The organism is Polynucleobacter sp. QLW-P1DATA-2 (assembly GCF_001870365.1).
Taxonomy (GTDB): Bacteria; Pseudomonadota; Gammaproteobacteria; order Burkholderiales; family Burkholderiaceae; genus Polynucleobacter.
Genome location: NZ_LZMQ01000001.1, coordinates 188,195 through 204,052, shown reverse-complemented (window position 1 = coordinate 204,052; position 15,858 = coordinate 188,195). Strand labels below are relative to the sequence as shown.

The window sequence follows — 15,858 nt, the reverse complement described above, 5'->3', positions numbered from 1 at the left end:
TGTAAAATCAATGGCTTAGCCAGGTTAATCATGCTTACTTTTCAGCAAATCATTCTCAAACTTCAAGATTATTGGGACCAACAAGGTTGTGCCCTATTGCAACCTATCGACCTCGAGGTTGGTGCTGGTACGTCTCATACCGCCACTTTCTTACGTGCCATCGGTCCAGAACCCTGGAAGGCCGCCTTTGTTCAGCCATCTCGCCGACCAAAAGATGGTCGCTACGGCGAGAACCCCAATCGCTTGCAACACTACTATCAATATCAGGTAGTTCTCAAACCTGCTCCAGAAAATATTCTTGAGCTCTACTTAGGCTCTCTTGCAGCACTTGGACTTGACCTCAAAGAGAATGACATTCGTTTTGTAGAAGACGATTGGGAAAACCCAACGCTAGGCGCCTGGGGATTGGGTTGGGAGGTTTGGCTCAACGGCATGGAAGTTACCCAATTTACTTACTTTCAGCAAGTAGGTGGCTTAGATTGCAAACCCGTATTGGGTGAAATCACTTACGGTATTGAGCGTTTGGCAATGTATATCCAAAACTGTTCAAACGTATATGACCTTGTTTGGGCTGAAGGAATTTCTTATGGTGACGTATATCACCAGAATGAAGTTGAGCAATCTTGCTACAACTTCGAACACTCCAACACTGACCTTCTGTTTGCCAACTTCAACAACTATGAAAGCGAAGCAAAGCGCTTAATGGAAGTGCCATTGGCATTGCCTGCATATGAGATGGTTCTCAAGGCTGCGCATACCTTTAATCTCTTGGATGCACGTGGCGCCATCTCAGTGACTGAGCGCGCTGCCTATATTGGTCGCATCCGAAACCTATCTCGCGCAGTTGCCCAAGCTTATTTCGAATCCCGAGAAAAACTCGGCTTCCCTATGTGTCAACGCCAAGCTAAAGTATGAGCACATCTAATTCCAACCCTCAATCAGCCAACTTATTGATTGAAGTATTCACTGAAGAGTTGCCGCCGAAGTCACTTCGTCGTTTGGGTGATGCCTTTAGTGAGGGTATTTTTAATGCCCTCAAAGCAGCTAATCTCACAACAGAATCATCTGTTGTTAATAGCTTTGCTACCCCCCGTCGTCTAGCAGTTCAGATTAGTCATGTACTCAGTCAAGCGCAAGACTATCCAGTGAGAGAAAAGTTACTGCCAACGACAATTGCTTATGACGCTGAGGGACAAGCTACGCCCCCCTTACTAAAAAAATTAGCAGCACTTGGCTATGGCGATATTGACCTTACTACTTTGGAAAAATCAGGCGAAGGTAAGAATGAGGCGCTTTTTCTAAACGTCATTGCAAAAGGTGCAGCGCTCGAGCAAACCGCACAAACTGCACTTGAGCAAACGCTGAGCAAACTACCAATCGCAAAAATGATGCACTACCAAGTGCTTCAAAAAGATGGCCAGTTAGCCGATGTTCAATTTGCACGTCCTGCGCATCGCATTATTGCCTTGCACGGCAATACGGTTCTCAAGATCAGCAGTCTTGGAATTCATGCTGATAAGCAAACCGAAGGGCATCGCTTCCTAGCGCCCGGGATACTTACTATTAGCGCAGCAGAGCAATACGAGCATGATCTGCAAAGTAAAGCAAAAATCATTCCTAGTTTTAGCAAGCGTCGCTCACAAATTGAAGCGGCTTTGTTGAAAGCGGCTGGGGACGATTTAGTCTTGATGCCAGGCAGCTTATTAGATGAAGTGACTGACTCTTGTTGAATGGCCAGCTATTTACGAGTGTCATTTTGTATCAAGAGTTCTTAGAGGTTCCGCAAGAGTGCTTGATTCTGACAATGCAAACAAATCAGAAGTACTTTGCTTTGACTGATCAGCATGGCAAATTACGCAATCGCTTCTTAATTGTTTCTAATATTGAAACTGCTACACCACAGGCCATCATCTCTGGTAATGAACGCGTTATACGCCCCCGTCTTTCTGATGCTCGGTTTTTCTTCCAACAAGACCAAAAGCGTCCATTAGCCTCACGGGTTGCTGATCTTGGAAAAGTGGTTTATCACAATCAACTAGGTAACCAACTTGATCGCACTAAACGCGTTCAGGCGATTGCTAGCAGCATTGCTCAAAAACTCCATGCAGATGAAAAATTAGCCAGTCGTGCAGCAGAGATTGCAAAGACTGATTTGTTGACTGATATGGTTGGAGAGTTCCCAGAGCTTCAGGGCATCATGGGAAGTTATTACGCCAAGCATGATGGTGAAAATGCTGAAGTTGCAGCAGCCTGCAGTGAGCATTACATGCCACGCTTTGCTGGCGATACTCTCCCACAAACTCAAACGGGCACAATCCTGGCTCTCGCTGACAAGCTAGAGACTCTCGTTGGTATTTGGGGCGTAGGTTTGGCCCCCACAGGCGATAAAGACCCCTACGCACTGCGTCGTCATGCACTTGGTATCTGTCGTCTACTTGCAGAAAAGAATCTTTCTTTAAGTTTGCCCGATTTAATCGAATTGGCGCGCGCACAATTTTCGCAAAATGAGGTTAAAGAGAAAGCCAAGGCAGCCGACATTTATGAATTCATCATTGATCGCCTTCGCGCTTATCTACGCGACCAGTCGGTGGCCGGCAAACCATTTACGAGTGCAGAAATTGAAGCTGTTCTCAGCCAATCACCAGCACAAATTAATGATTTAATTGAGCGTTTGACAGCTCTACGTGAATTTAATGCGCTACCTCAAGCGGCACAATTAGCTGCAGCTAATAAACGCATCAGTAATATTCTCAAGAAGACGGCTACTGCTATCCCTGCTGCATGCTCAAAAAATCTTTTACAAATCCCAGCAGAAGTTGCCGTATACCAAGCCTTGGAAACAGTCAGCCCAGCACTGAATGCTGCTTATGAAAAGCGTCAATTTGTAGAGCTCCTAAAAGCACTTGTGACTCTGAGCGCTCCAATTGATCAATTCTTTGCAGATGTGATGGTGATGGACCCCAATCCTGAGCTGCGCGATAACCGCTTGGCACTTCTGCAACAACTTCACCAGAAAATGAATCTCGTTGCCGATCTCGGCAAATTAGCATGAGCACTAGCTCTTCTAAGCTCATTATTCTCGATCGTGATGGCGTGATCAATGAAGATCGCGATGATTACGTTAAATCCGTAGATGAGTGGGTGCCGCTTCCTGGAAGCCTCGAAGCGATCGCACTACTGAATCAAGCTGGCTATCAGATTGCGATTGCCACCAACCAGTCTGGCTTAGGTAGAGGTTACTTTGCAATGAGTGATCTGCATGCTATGCATAGCAAGATGGAAAAGTTACTCCAGCCCCTAGGCGGCAATATCGACAGCATTTTCTTTTGTCCGCACACCGATGCTAGTGCATGCGCTTGCCGCAAACCAGCGCCTGGACTTATGAAAGAAATCGCCCTGCGTTACAAAAAGACGAACAGTACCCAACCGTTATTGGGTGTACCGATTGTTGGTGATTCATTACGAGATCTACAGGCTGGGATAGCTCTGGGTGCATCACCTCATTTAGTGCTGACCGGCAAAGGCACGAAAACTCTAGCTAAAGGTGGGCTACCAGAGGGCACGCAAATTCATGCAGATCTGATGGCTTTTGCAACTACACTGCTAGAAAACCAAGCTTAGGATATTCATGGTCTTGATTCGCTCCACCCTATTCGCACTTTTCTTACTGGTATTTACGCCAATTTGGTCAGTGCTATGCATACTGGTATTTCCTTTTTTGAGTCCAGAAAATCGCTATAGCTTTATCGGCTTGTGGAACAAGATTGTGATTTGGCTGCTATGGCATCTCTGCGATATACATTATGAAATTCGTGGCATGGAGCATATGCGCGCAGTTTTGAATGAGCCCGTCATTATTTTAAGCAAGCATCAATCCGCCTATGAAACGATTGCTTACATAGCGCTGTTGCCAAAGCAGCTCTGCTTTGTCTTCAAGCGTGAATTACTTTGGATTCCATTCTTTGGCTGGGCTTTGGCTTTACTCAAAATGATTCATATCAATCGTGCCGACAAACAAACAGCAGCTCTATCTGTAGCAAGCCAAGGGCGTAAGCGTTTAAGCGAGGGTAAATGGATCATGCTTTTTCCAGAGGGTACTCGCACTCCACGAGGTTCTACAAAGCCATATCGCAAAGGTGGAGCACGCTTAGCTAGTGCCACTGGAGCATTAGTCATTCCCATCGCCCATAATGCTGGTACTTGCTGGCCAAAAAATAGTTTTTTGAAGCAGCCTGGTACCGTGATTTTTTCAATCGGGCCAGCAATTACTTCAGAAGGTAAATCAGGGGAAGAGCTTCAACAAGAAGTAGAAGGTTGGATTGAAGCAGAAATGCGCGTAATTGACCCAAGCGCTTACAAGTAATTTTTTTAGTGGGCTAAAACCTTAGCCCACTCGATATACCGATCTACTGAGATATCTTGAGCTCTCGCCTTAAGCTCTATCTCCGAAAGCTTGAGTCTCTCAGAAAAGCTTTGCAGATTAGTACGTAGCATTTTCCTTCTCTGTGAAAAGGCTGCTGCAACTACCTGTTCTAATGCATTCCATTGCGACTGACTTAAATTGAAATCTTTTCTTGGAATCATTCGCACCACTGCAGAGTTGACCTTTGGGGCTGGATCAAATGCTTCTGGAGAGACCTCGAGAACAAGCTCCATATCATAGCGGGCCTGCAACATCACTGATAGCCTACTGAAATCGGAGCTCCCGGCCAAAGCGACCATTCGCTCTACAACTTCAGTCTGCAACATGAAGACCTGCTCATCAATATGAGCCGCAGCCGATACTAAATGAAAAAGTAAGGGAGATGAAATGTTGTAAGGCAAATTACCCACAACCTTACAAAGACCGGTTTTGCCTATACGATTCTGCGCCCACTCATCAAAATTAAATTTGAGAGCATCTCCCTCAATCACAGTTAATCCCTTAAGATTTTCCTGATTCCAATACGCCACTAAATCTCGATCAATCTCCAGAAGATCTAATTGATCAAGATTGCTCATTAGTGGTCTAGTTAAGGCGCCAAGTCCTGGACCGATCTCAATTACATGCATATCGGGACTAGGATTAATAAGGGCTACTATTGAATAAATAACGCCTTGGTCTTGAAGAAAATTTTGGCCAAATCGTTTGCGTGCGCGATGCATAGATTAGCGCTTCTCTTTTTGATTAAGTGCCAACTGATAAGCCAAACGGAGAGCCTCCAGCATACTGCCCGAGTCTGCAAGGCCTTTACCAGCAATATCAAGAGCAGTTCCATGATCTACAGAGGTGCGGATGATTGGCAACCCTAAAGTAACGTTGACCCCACCTCCAAAACTGACGAATTTAAAAGGTGCCAGCCCTTGATCGTGATACATCGCAATAAAAGCATCCACGTCCTCTAAGGCAGCCGGATCAAACATGGTGTCACCAGGATAGGGGCCAGACACATTGATGCCAAGATTTTTAGCGGCTTCAATTGCAGGGGTAATGATTTCAATCTCTTCATAACCTAAGTAGCCAGACTCGCCGGCATGAGGATTTAATCCTGCAACACGAATTGCTGGATTAATGATTCCAAACTTTGTATGCAAATCATGTTGCACTATTTGAATAGTTTCCAATACAAGCTCTTTGTTTAAAGCTGACGAAACTGTTTTCAGGGGCAAATGCGTTGTCACAAGTGCAACCCTCAAATCTCTTGACGTCTTAAGACCTAAAAAACCTTTGGCTAGCGTTGCGCAAAGCAGCATCACCACATGGTGAGTCTTGCAGCGCTGCGCCAAATATTCTGTATGTCCTGTAAATGGTGTGCCTGCTAAGTTAATGATACTTTTTTGAATTGGTGCCGTGACCATGGCATCAAACTGACCCTGCAAACACCCATCGATAGCTTGATTCAAGGTTTCAATGACGTATTGAGCATTTTGAGTATTTAATACCCCACGACTTACCGAGGCGCCTAAAGCAATGTCTCGAATGATTAAGCGCTCTATGGAGCTGAATTGATCCTGACCTGCCCCAGCTAGTAAATTGGCATTACCCAACAAAGTAATTTTTGCATTGGGGCACTCTCCCAAGAAAGATTGGGCAGCATCTACCGAAACCTCAGGTCCGATACCAGCAGGCTCACCGGTAGTAACTGCGATATTAACGAGGTGCGGAAGTTGCTGCATCATCTACATTCAAGATTTTTACGGTTGCCGTATCTCTTAACTCTCGCAGCCAATCTTGATAAGCTTGCTCAAATTTTCTTTCCCGAATAGCAGCTTTTGCAAATTGACGCTGCTTCTCTACTGTAAGTTGAGCATCACGACGCTCCAATACTTGAATCAAATGCCACCCGAATTCAGTTTTCACTGGATTACTCACTTCACCAATTTGCAAACGATTCATCGCCTGCTCAAATTCAGGGACTAAATCCCCGGGACCCATCCAGCCAAGGTTTCCACCATTAGATGCCGAACCATCCTCAGAATATTTTTTTGCAAGCTCACCAAAATCAGCAGTCTTAGCGCGCACCTGATCACGAAATCCTGCAAGGCGCCGCTCTGCATCTTGGTCAGTCAAGCCAGCACGATTTCTTAAAAGAATATGGCGCGCCATCGTTTGGGTAACCATAATATTTTGCGGTAAATTAGATGCGGCCTCTTGTGAAGTAGGCTGCTGCTGAGGATTGGCGCCAGCCATAACAGCACGACGATCCATAACCTTTAACACGTGGTATCCAGCTGGGCTCTTCACTACAGCATTGGCAACCTGACCGCCACCTGTATTCCGAATGGCCTCATAAAACAATTGAGGCAACCTATCTGGTGTGCGATAACCTAAATCTTGGAACTTAATTTTTGGATTGTCTTTCGCTGCCATAGCACCGAGTTGCAAAAAGTCAACATCCCCTTTTGCATCACGCAGCAATTGATCCGCTTGCTTTTTTGCCTCAGCCTGAGCGCCCACTCCAGCATCAGCAGGAATAAAAATTTGAGCCACATCAATTTCTTCTGGCTCCCCCTTGGCTGCCGGAGAAGGTCGTGAAGTGCTGCTACCACTCATGGCCCGCGTTCTCTCAGCTATAAAGTTATCGATCTCAGCGTCAGAGATCTTGATTTTACCCTCGACTTCCCGCTCGCGATATCGCGAAAGCATAACGTCGTCACGCAACAGTTGCTTGTAGCGATCAAACGTACTTCCAGAAGCAACTACTTTTTCCTTAAATTCTGCATAGCTAATTTTATTCTTTGCGGCAATATCACCAATAATCTTATCCAACTCTTTATTGGTAACAACAACCCCCTCTTGTTCAGCGTTTTGCAATTGAATTTTTTCAAGAATCAACCGCTCGAGAATAGCTTTACGCAAAGATCCATCATCAGGTAATTTTGTTCCTTGCTTTTTGAGGACTGCAATACGATCATCAATATCTTTACGAGTGATGTAGCCGGTATTTACAACAGCAGCTACTCCATCAATATTCCGAATCTTGCTGTCGTTAGAGGCGCTTGCTTTTGGTGCATCCTGAGCACTTGCAAAAGAACATAGCAGAAATGCTCCACAAATAAATAAGGATTTCACTGTTTTACTTAATCGTTTGCCACAAAGCATCATTGATAATTCTCATAAATAGAAGGTGGTATAGGCTTAGAAGTAGGCATATATCCGGGAACATTTAACTTCATGATATCAACTGGATTGCTTCCTGCGCTAGCAAAGCCTCTAAATTCCACCTGAAAGAGTACCTGGGTGGTGGTAATGAGCGAGGTATTGACTGCCTGCGAGTACGCCCCACGGAAAGTCCAGCAATCCCTTGTCCACTCCAGACCAACAAGTGTGTTTAATGTTTTAATCGTCAAAGCGTCGTAGCCCCAACGACCTAGAACAGAAACTTCACGCGTAATAGGCCATTGACCAGAGATATTGTATTGGTCAGTTGTAGTTGCTGAAGGCGTAAAAGTTTGATTATTTTGTGCCGAAGCTTGTATGGGAGGCGACCAAACATTACGGTAACCAAAATTAAGACTTCGACCGGTAGTGGGTCGCCAACTAGCGCCAACCGTAGTTTGCACAAAACGATTTAATTGCGTGTTGTATTGACCAAACATGTCAGCACTAAAGTTACCCAACAAGCGAACTGAGGCGGATCCCAATGTATCAGAGTAAGTAGAAGGATCAATTATGTTGCCATTAAGACCCACTTTTTGGGCTGCGAACTGTTGCTTCTGTGCAAGTGTTACGTTAGCTCGCTCAGCGCCAGTATTTGCCTCAATCATTCTGCTAGTCAATCCTACTGTCGCTGCATTGCTATCTGCAACACGGTCATTACCAATGAAATTGTTGGCAGTAAAAATCTGAGATACACCAAAACCGGCGTCAGCTGTATCAAACAAAGGGGTATTGGCCTGACTCTGATATGGCGTATATGCATAGAAAGCTCGAGGCTCCATTGTTAGCAGCATATCTCGACCAAAGAAACCATGAAGCTCAGCAGCATCTCTCTCGAACGACAATCCAGAATCTAAAGTGAATGTTGGAATAGTGAATCCTTGGGCATTTGGAGTTCCAAGGGTATAAGCAGTTGCGTTGTACGTGTTCGACTGAAAACTCACTGTTGGCGTAATGTAATAACCAGGCGTAATTTGTGGGAGGGATAAAGCGCCTTTGACGACAGTTCGATCAGCTTGCGTATAGCCCCCCGGAGGTGGCGCATTAAAGTTGCTGCCTAGGGCATAAGCGAAGCGAGTGTAATCAGTAGAAAAAGTGGTCTTTGGTCCGGCAGGTAATGCCAAATACCTACCGCTTGCATCAGACACCACTGGACTCAATTGACTGTTATAGGCAGCCGTAATGTTAGGCAACACGTTGTACGGGGCTTGAACCAAATTGTTTGGATCTGGCTGCAGTGTTTGAAAAGTAGATGCTCTAGCACCAACGGTCCAATTACTCAATTCACCCGTGAGCTGTTTAGTGGTTCCCACCTCTTGTCGAAACTGGCTAGTAACTTGTCCAGCAATACTTTGAGAAAAATCTGTTGGGTATAAGCTATCAGATACTCGGGACATATTGGCATAACCACTCCATGAACCAGGTAATGGTGCTCCACCAGGACCAACCCCACCTAAAAATACCTGTCTTTGCTGCCAATCGTATTTCCAGCGATTAGTACCTGTTTGTCTGTCATAAGGTAAATACTCACCAGTTGCTACACCCGAATATTCTCTATCCAAAAAGCGATAAGACGCGCCCAACATCACGCCGCGATGATTCATCTCTCGGGGCATGAGTAATAAATCCCGATTGGGCGCGATATTGACGTAATAAGGCTGCGTAATATCTAAGCCATTATTTGAGTTATACCCAACTACAGGAGCCAATAAACCCGTTCTTCGCTCTCCCGAAGTTGGGGCTGTGAAATAGGGAACATAAGCAATGGGTACATTAAAGAAACGCATCACGCCATTAGTGCCAACCATTTCTTTTTGCTCGTTATCGATCTCTAAATTACTTACTGTGAAATACCAATCCATATTTTCTGGAGTACAGGTAGTGTAAGTAGCTTTATCAAATACAAAGATGTCAGAGTTTTGAACCGTTAATTTATTTGCCGTGCCATTACCGCGCGTATCCCTAAGCTCATAGGTAGGCGTCTCCATAGAGCCCTCACGGGCGTCTACCTTAAACTGTCCTTTGGGGCCCTTAAAGGTAGTATTACCTTTAGACAACTCGGCATTGCCATTTAAATCTGCAATATCGGTATCTGGGTTGTAGGTAATTTCATCTGCTTTTAAAACAGCGCCATTACGTCGAATTTGTGCGCGACCTTTCAAATGCATATCGCGCTCAACAACCCCATCAATCACATCGCTGGATGTAAAAGTGAGCGCCTCACCATCGGCAATGGGTTTGCCCACACGCAGTTGATCATCTAACTTCAGGACAGTGACATTTCCGCGATCTGGCAAGAGGGTGAAATTCTGTGTAGCCTGTGAAACTGGGGGTAATGCAGCAGGTGCTTGAGCACTTGCTGAAAGCGCAAACGGGAGCAATACCACCCCGATCGTTATGCGCAGGGTTATGGCTAAAAAAAGAGGGGCGCGAAGGCCGGCGCGAAGGCGATAATGACTCATGGATCCAGACCCCGCTTATTATACGAATCGACCATGACTGACGCTCGCTTAAATACCCTTTGTGACTGGCTAAAAGGCCTCCAGCCTAGCTGGCAATTAGATCTTGATACTTTGGCGCCAGCCTCGGCTGATGCCAGCTTCCGGCGCTATTTCCGAATCGAGTCTAAAAACCCCGATTTTGGGACTCTGATCATCATGGATGCCCCTCCACAGCATGAACCTCTAGACGCCTTCATTCAGGTCGACTTTTTGCTCTCTGAAGCAGGCCTCAATGTACCTAAAATTTTGGAAAAAAATACTGCAAAGGGCTTTCTTTTATTAAATGATCTTGGCAATAAAACTTACCTTGCCGAACTGAATGATGAAACGGCAAACCACCTTTACCAAGATGCAACACATGCATTGATAAAAATGCAGTTAGCAAGTAAACCTAATGTGCTGCCAAATTATGATGAGGCGCTCTTGCAACGTGAATTGGATTTATTTCCAGAGTGGTATTTACGCAAACATCTTGAAATTGAATTGACTGATGTACAACAAGCGCAAATGACGCAATCATTCAAACTCATCATTGAAAATAATTTAGCGCAAGCAAAAGTCTATGTTCATCGTGATTACCATTCACGCAACCTCATGGTGACAGAGAAAAATAATCCTGGCGTATTAGACTTTCAAGACGCCGTCTATGGACCAATCACTTACGATGCCGCTTCTTTATGGCGTGATGCTTATATCGCATGGCCTGAAGAAAGAGTGATTGATTGGGTCATTAAATTTTGGGAACAAGGCCGCAAGACTGGACTTCCAATGCCGGATGATTTCGGCCAGTTCTATCGCGACTTCGAGTGGATGGGCCTGCAGCGCCACCTTAAGGTTCTGGGGATCTTTGCCAGACTCTTTCATCGCGATGGCAAGAATGGTTACCTCAAAGACATTCCTTTGGTTTTGAAATACGCTATTGCTACAGCCAATCGCTATATCGAACTTAAACCACTAGCACGACTATTAGAATCTACTCGCTTACACAAAGAATAATTAGAAAATAGAATGCATAAAAGCAATCTTCTTCCTTGCTTCTTGCTTGCTGCAGGTAGAGGTGAGCGTATGCGCCCACTTACTGATAATTTACCTAAACCTTTATTAAGCGTTCAGAACAAATCGCTTCTTGCGTGGCATCTAAAAGCGCTTGCGAATGCGGGCATTAAAAATGTAGTCATCAATCATGCTTGGCTTGGTCACAAGATTGAAGCTGCTTTAGGTGCAGGCGAGCAATTTGGTCTCGACATTCAATACTCACCAGAGGTAAGCGCTTTAGAAACTGCGGGCGGAATTGTGAAAGCATTACCCCTACTTAAGCCAGATGACTATTTCCTAGTCATTAATGGAGATGTCTTTAGCCCCAATCTACCAATAGAGACAATCTTGGATACAGCCTCTAATTTCAGCAAGGGTCCCAATAAACCCTTGGCGCATCTTTTTATGGTGCCAAATCCTAACCAACATCCCGAGGGAGACTTCTACTTAAAGGGTTCTCAAGTGAGCTCACATGACCTGGATGGCGCAGAAAGACTGACCTTTTCTGGAATTGGCCTTTATCACAAAGACCTCTTTCAGGGTCTAGAGTATGGCGCTCCTGCTAAATTGGCTCCAATACTCAGAGAAGCAATGGAGCAAAATAAAGTGACCGGTGAAAAATATCTCGGCCCATGGCACGATGTAGGTACGCCACAACGCTTACAAGAGCTTAACGCTGCATATGAATAAAACCGATATTTATCAGCTTCGTAGAAATGCCTTAGCAAAACAGATGTTTGCTAAAACTAGGGGTGGTATTGCCATTATTGCAACAGCACCTGAACTTGCACGTAACCGCGATAGTGAATTTCCCTATCGGCACGATAGTGATTTTTTCTACTTGACAGGTTTTGAGGAGCCAGGCGCAACCCTAGTGATGAAGGTTGAAGCAACTGGTAAAAGCTTTCAAGTTCAATCCCATTTATTTTGCAGACCCAAGGATCTTGAACGAGAAATTTGGGATGGTATTCGCTTGGGGCCTGAAGCTGCGCCAGCAGCCCTTGGCATTGAGTATGCGCACAGCAATCAAGATCTGGATCAAAAACTGGGCGAACTATTGGCCGATCAAGATTCAGTCTATATCCGTCTGGCTGAGAGCGCAGAGGCAGATAGACGTGTACGCCACTGGATGAAACAAGTGCGTGGACAAGCTCGCAGCGGAATAAATCCACCGTCAGAGTTTCATGATGTTGAAACACTCATTCATGAAATGCGATTATTCAAGGATGTTCATGAGATCGATATCATGCGTCGTGCTGCCGCTATTTCTGCACGTGCTCATGTACGTGCCATGAAAGCCTGTAAGCCCGGTATGCGTGAATACCAACTGGAAGCGGAATTACTTCATGAGTTCCGTCATAGTGGAGCTCAAAGTGTTGCCTACAACAGCATTGTTGCTGGGGGAGCTAACTCCTGCATTCTGCACTATCGCGCTGGCTCTACCGAATTACGTAGTGGCGAACTCTGTTTGATTGATGCAGGCTGTGAGCTAGATGGCTATGCCTCTGATATCACTCGCACCTTTCCAGTCAGTGGAAAATTTACTGGACCACAACGTGCGCTGTATGACATCACACTCGCCGCACAAGAAGCAGCAATTGCACAAACAAAATCGGGAAATACTTTTATGCAGCCTCATGAGGCCGCACTCAAAGTACTTACTCAAGGATTACTAGATGAAAAACTCATCAAACTTTCAGAAGTAGGTTCACTCGAAAATGCCATTGAAACTGGAGCATATCGCCGCTTCTACATGCACCGTACCTCCCATTGGCTAGGCATGGATGTTCATGATGTGGGCTCGTACCGCGAATCTATTGCTACAGCACAAGAAGAAAAGCCTTGGCGTATTCTGAAAAGTGGCATGGTCATCACGATCGAACCAGGTCTTTATGTCAGACCTGCCGATGATATTAATCAAGCCTTCTGGAATATTGGTATCCGCATTGAAGATGATGCAGTCATTAATGACTCGGGCTGCGAATTGATTTCTCGGGGTGTTCCAGTCAATGTCGATGAAATTGAAGCCCTCATGAAAAATATCTAAATCATGGGCTCAAAGAATTGCGATATTTTGATTCATGGCGGTGGCCCCGTTGGCCTTGCCTGTGCTGCCTGGATATTACAAAAATTTCCTGATGCAAATCTCATACTGCTTGACCGTAATCCAGCCGATGATGCTGAGCTAGCGGCCGCTGACAGCCGTGGCATTGCCCTTTCACATGGCAGCAAATTGTTGCTCAATACGATCAATGCATGGCCAACTGATTGTGCTGACATTCATCGTGTTCATGTTTCTCAAGCGGGTCGCTTTGGTCGCGCTTTGATGACTCGCGAGGAACTCCAACAAGATGCTCTCGGTCATATCATTCGCTATCGCGATATTCACCTCACTCTTCGTCAAGCATTAAGAGAGACAAAGGTAAAGAGTTCAAATTTTGCTTGGCAACACCTTGATGGTAATCATGAGCATCCAGTCATCAATGCTAGGTGTATCGTGCATGCTGAGGGCGGTCTCTTTACAAAACAAGACTGGGTTGAATCCGGTAGAGACTATGGTCAATCAGCCCTAGTGGGTTTAGTTGAAGTAGAAAATGCAGCCCCCCATCAAGCTTGGGAGCGCTTTACTGCTGAGGGTCCATTGGCAGTTCTGCCGAGTCACTATGGTTCCAATATTTTGAACCTAGTATGGTGCGGCACTCCAGAATCATCACAGCAACGTTTACAGCTGAGCGATGCAGAATTTCTCATCTCTTTACAAAATGAATTTGGCTCCCGCATTGGGCGTTTTCTAAAAATTCAAGATCGTCGCCTATATCAACTTGGTCTAAACTATCGCAAACAAATTACAAAAGCGAATGAAGTTTGGATTGGTAATGCCGCACAAACTTTGCACCCGGTTGCAGGACAAGGTTTGAACTTAGGCTTACGTGATGCTTTTTTACTTGCAGAAAAATTGGCTGAGCTATTTTCCGGCGCAGCAAATACGCAATCCCGAGAGCAGATTCAAAATACATTGGAAAGCTATGCGCAAAGTCGCAAGGCTGATAGAACAACAACCATTGGCCTGACAGACTTTATGGCCAGAGTATTTACGTCAAACTTAGCTCCAATAGTGATGGCTCGTGGATTAGCTTTATCGGCCCTTCAGTGGCTTCCTCCAGTCAAAACAGCCTTAGCTCGCCAGATGATGTTTGGAAGGCGCTAAGAGGCTTAAATAACCCTCTAAACCCAAGCTTTTCTTGTTTCACCCCTATCAATCCATCTGCCTAAAAAATAGGCAGATTTGAGCTAGATTGTGCTAAAGTGTCATGCTTTCCGCAACACTTTGACTGCGTCACACAAGCAAAACCCTCATTCGATGAAGATTGGTCCCCACCTCCTTGCAAATAGACTTTTTGTAGCCCCTATGGCCGGGGTAACGGATCGTCCATTTAGGCAACTTTGCAAGAAATTAGGCGCTGGTTATGCCGTTTCAGAAATGGTGGCCTCTAACGCCCTGCTTTGGAAAAGTGAAAAGACACAACGTCGCGCTAATCATGTGGGCGAATTTAAACCGATCGCAGTCCAAATTGCAGGTGCAGATCCGGCAATGATGGCGGCCGCTGCAAAAATCAATGTAGATCATGGCGCACAAATTATTGATATCAATATGGGCTGTCCTGCGAAGAAAGTATGCAATGTTGCTGCAGGCTCTGCATTACTGCGTGACGAGCCACTGGTACAACAAATCCTAGAAGCGGTGGTCAATGCGGTTGGTGTAGGTCCAGATGCAGTCCCGGTTACTTTAAAAATCCGCACAGGCTGGGATCGCGAGCACAAAAATGCCATTGAGATTGCGCGTCTTGCAGAAAAGTCTGGTATCTCGATGCTTACGGTTCATGGACGCACACGAGCTGACCTCTATCACGGTGAGGCAGAATATGAAACGATTACTGCCGTTAAAAATAATGTTGGTATTCCAGTAGTTGCCAATGGCGACATCAATACTCCAGAAAAAGCAGAGCTGGTCTTAAAGATTACTGGTGCTGATGCCATCATGATTGGACGCGCCGCACAAGGGCGCCCTTGGATATTTCGTGAAATCAATCATTATCTAGAAACCGGTGGCAAGCTACCCACTCCCGAGATTAATGAAATTCAGGCCATCATGAATGCCCACCTCCTCGATCACTACGAGTTCTATGGCGAGCACATTGGTCTTCGCACTGCCCGTAAACATATTGGCTGGTACTGCAAAGGATTGCGTGATTCACATGCCTTCCGTCAACGCATGAACACCGCTGATGATTGCAGAACACAGCTACAAATGGTGAATGATTATTTTGATGAGATGAAATCGCATTCTGACCGCTTACTTTTTTTAGAAGCAGCCTAGCAATCAAGTTATTTTTATTTTTAGCTTTAAGGATTTATAGAATTTTATGAGTAATAAGCACCCCATTACTGAATGCATTGAAATGCAACTCCAGGGATACCTTAATGACCTTAAAGGTACGCCACCAACCGATATATATGACATGGTATTAGCAGTAGTTGAGAAGCCGATGTTAGAGCTTGTCATGCAGCATGCCAAACAGAATCAATCTTTGGCTGCCCAGTACCTTGGCATCAACCGTAATACCCTCCATAAGAAATTGGTCGAGCACCAAATTCTGAAGTAATCCTAAAGCCATTTAATTA

At 45.2% G+C, this 15,858-nt stretch carries 13 protein-coding genes and 1 pseudogene; 10 read left to right on the top strand and 4 right to left on the bottom strand.

All coding sequences use genetic code 11. The features are described 5' to 3' along the window. Window positions 1-30 precede the first annotated feature (30 nt). The 4 genes and pseudogenes from glyQ to A9236_RS01075 all read left to right on the top strand — a co-directional run bounded on the left by glyQ (window position 31) and on the right by A9236_RS01075 (window position 4,363). Window positions 31-915 (top strand): glycine--tRNA ligase subunit alpha, encoded by an 885-nt coding sequence (glyQ, locus tag A9236_RS01090; protein ID WP_071466154.1) that lies wholly within the window; start codon window positions 31-33, stop codon window positions 913-915. Then, window positions 912-3,052: pseudogene (gene glyS, locus A9236_RS01085) on the top strand (glycine--tRNA ligase subunit beta). The gene glyQ and the pseudogene glyS overlap by 4 nt, the downstream one beginning before the upstream one ends. Next, the gene (gene gmhB / locus A9236_RS01080) at window positions 3,049-3,621 is read left to right on the top strand and encodes a D-glycero-beta-D-manno-heptose 1,7-bisphosphate 7-phosphatase (RefSeq protein WP_071466156.1); all 573 of its coding nucleotides are present in this window, start codon (window positions 3,049-3,051) and stop codon (window positions 3,619-3,621) included. The pseudogene glyS and the gene gmhB overlap by 4 nt, the downstream one beginning before the upstream one ends. A gap of 7 nt (window positions 3,622-3,628) precedes the next feature. Beyond that, window positions 3,629-4,363, top strand: coding sequence for a 1-acyl-sn-glycerol-3-phosphate acyltransferase (locus A9236_RS01075; protein WP_071466157.1), 735 nt, complete (start codon window positions 3,629-3,631; stop codon window positions 4,361-4,363). A gap of 5 nt (window positions 4,364-4,368) precedes the next feature. Here the strand turns inward: A9236_RS01075 and rsmA are convergent, their stop codons facing one another. The 4 genes from rsmA to A9236_RS01055 are packed head-to-tail and all read right to left on the bottom strand — an operon-like array spanning window position 4,369 to window position 10,101. Further along, window positions 4,369-5,145, bottom strand: coding sequence for a 16S rRNA (adenine(1518)-N(6)/adenine(1519)-N(6))-dimethyltransferase RsmA (gene rsmA / locus A9236_RS01070; RefSeq protein ID WP_071466158.1), 777 nt, complete (start codon window positions 5,143-5,145; stop codon window positions 4,369-4,371). Window positions 5,146-5,148: 3 nt separating this feature from the next. Then, window positions 5,149-6,159 carry a 4-hydroxythreonine-4-phosphate dehydrogenase PdxA gene (pdxA, locus tag A9236_RS01065; RefSeq protein WP_071466159.1) on the bottom strand — a complete coding sequence of 337 codons (1,011 nt, stop codon included), beginning with the start codon at window positions 6,157-6,159 and terminating at the stop codon, window positions 5,149-5,151. Continuing rightward, window positions 6,131-7,585 carry a peptidylprolyl isomerase gene (locus tag A9236_RS01060; protein ID WP_236638649.1) on the bottom strand — a complete coding sequence of 485 codons (1,455 nt, stop codon included), beginning with the start codon at window positions 7,583-7,585 and terminating at the stop codon, window positions 6,131-6,133. The genes pdxA and A9236_RS01060 overlap by 29 nt, the downstream gene beginning before the upstream one ends. After that, the gene (locus tag A9236_RS01055) at window positions 7,582-10,101 is read right to left on the bottom strand and encodes an LPS-assembly protein LptD (RefSeq protein ID WP_071466160.1); all 2,520 of its coding nucleotides are present in this window, start codon (window positions 10,099-10,101) and stop codon (window positions 7,582-7,584) included. The genes A9236_RS01060 and A9236_RS01055 overlap by 4 nt, the downstream gene beginning before the upstream one ends. Before the next feature lie 33 nt (window positions 10,102-10,134). Between A9236_RS01055 and A9236_RS01050 the strand changes: the two genes are divergently transcribed. The 6 genes from A9236_RS01050 to A9236_RS01025 all read left to right on the top strand — a co-directional run bounded on the left by A9236_RS01050 (window position 10,135) and on the right by A9236_RS01025 (window position 15,839). After that, on the top strand, window positions 10,135-11,136 hold the full coding sequence (locus A9236_RS01050; protein WP_071466161.1) for an aminoglycoside phosphotransferase family protein: 1,002 nt from the start codon (window positions 10,135-10,137) through the stop codon (window positions 11,134-11,136). Window positions 11,137-11,148: 12 nt separating this feature from the next. Further along, window positions 11,149-11,865 carry an N-acetylmuramate alpha-1-phosphate uridylyltransferase MurU gene (gene murU / locus A9236_RS01045; RefSeq protein ID WP_071466162.1) on the top strand — a complete coding sequence of 239 codons (717 nt, stop codon included), beginning with the start codon at window positions 11,149-11,151 and terminating at the stop codon, window positions 11,863-11,865. Further along, window positions 11,858-13,222 carry an aminopeptidase P N-terminal domain-containing protein gene (locus tag A9236_RS01040; RefSeq protein WP_071466163.1) on the top strand — a complete coding sequence of 455 codons (1,365 nt, stop codon included), beginning with the start codon at window positions 11,858-11,860 and terminating at the stop codon, window positions 13,220-13,222. Before murU ends, A9236_RS01040 begins: the two co-directional genes overlap by 8 nt. Before the next feature lie 3 nt (window positions 13,223-13,225). After that, complete coding sequence (locus tag A9236_RS01035) at window positions 13,226-14,383, top strand: FAD-dependent monooxygenase (protein WP_071466164.1); 1,158 nt, start codon at window positions 13,226-13,228, stop codon at window positions 14,381-14,383. Window positions 14,384-14,536: 153 nt separating this feature from the next. Next, on the top strand, window positions 14,537-15,553 hold the full coding sequence (gene dusB / locus A9236_RS01030; protein WP_071466165.1) for a tRNA dihydrouridine synthase DusB: 1,017 nt from the start codon (window positions 14,537-14,539) through the stop codon (window positions 15,551-15,553). Between the two features lie 46 nt (window positions 15,554-15,599). Then, on the top strand, window positions 15,600-15,839 hold the full coding sequence (locus A9236_RS01025) for a helix-turn-helix domain-containing protein (RefSeq protein WP_071466166.1): 240 nt from the start codon (window positions 15,600-15,602) through the stop codon (window positions 15,837-15,839). Window positions 15,840-15,858 lie beyond the last annotated feature (19 nt).

Excerpts from the sequence above, each read along its gene's own strand:
- glyQ (WP_071466154.1), top strand. The coding sequence starts at position 31 with ATGCTTACTTTTCAGCAAATCATTCTCAAACTTCAAGATTATTGGGAC.
- gmhB (WP_071466156.1), top strand. The coding sequence starts at position 3,049 with ATGAGCACTAGCTCTTCTAAGCTCATTATTCTCGATCGTGATGGCGTG.
- A9236_RS01075 (WP_071466157.1), top strand. The coding sequence starts at position 3,629 with ATGGTCTTGATTCGCTCCACCCTATTCGCACTTTTCTTACTGGTATTT.
- rsmA (WP_071466158.1), bottom strand. The coding sequence starts at position 5,145 with ATGCATCGCGCACGCAAACGATTTGGCCAAAATTTTCTTCAAGACCAA.
- pdxA (WP_071466159.1), bottom strand. The coding sequence starts at position 6,159 with ATGATGCAGCAACTTCCGCACCTCGTTAATATCGCAGTTACTACCGGT.
- A9236_RS01060 (WP_236638649.1), bottom strand. The coding sequence starts at position 7,585 with ATGATGCTTTGTGGCAAACGATTAAGTAAAACAGTGAAATCCTTATTT.
- A9236_RS01055 (WP_071466160.1), bottom strand. The coding sequence starts at position 10,101 with ATGAGTCATTATCGCCTTCGCGCCGGCCTTCGCGCCCCTCTTTTTTTA.
- A9236_RS01050 (WP_071466161.1), top strand. The coding sequence starts at position 10,135 with ATGACTGACGCTCGCTTAAATACCCTTTGTGACTGGCTAAAAGGCCTC.
- murU (WP_071466162.1), top strand. The coding sequence starts at position 11,149 with ATGCATAAAAGCAATCTTCTTCCTTGCTTCTTGCTTGCTGCAGGTAGA.
- A9236_RS01040 (WP_071466163.1), top strand. The coding sequence starts at position 11,858 with ATGAATAAAACCGATATTTATCAGCTTCGTAGAAATGCCTTAGCAAAA.
- A9236_RS01035 (WP_071466164.1), top strand. The coding sequence starts at position 13,226 with ATGGGCTCAAAGAATTGCGATATTTTGATTCATGGCGGTGGCCCCGTT.
- dusB (WP_071466165.1), top strand. The coding sequence starts at position 14,537 with ATGAAGATTGGTCCCCACCTCCTTGCAAATAGACTTTTTGTAGCCCCT.
- A9236_RS01025 (WP_071466166.1), top strand. The coding sequence starts at position 15,600 with ATGAGTAATAAGCACCCCATTACTGAATGCATTGAAATGCAACTCCAG.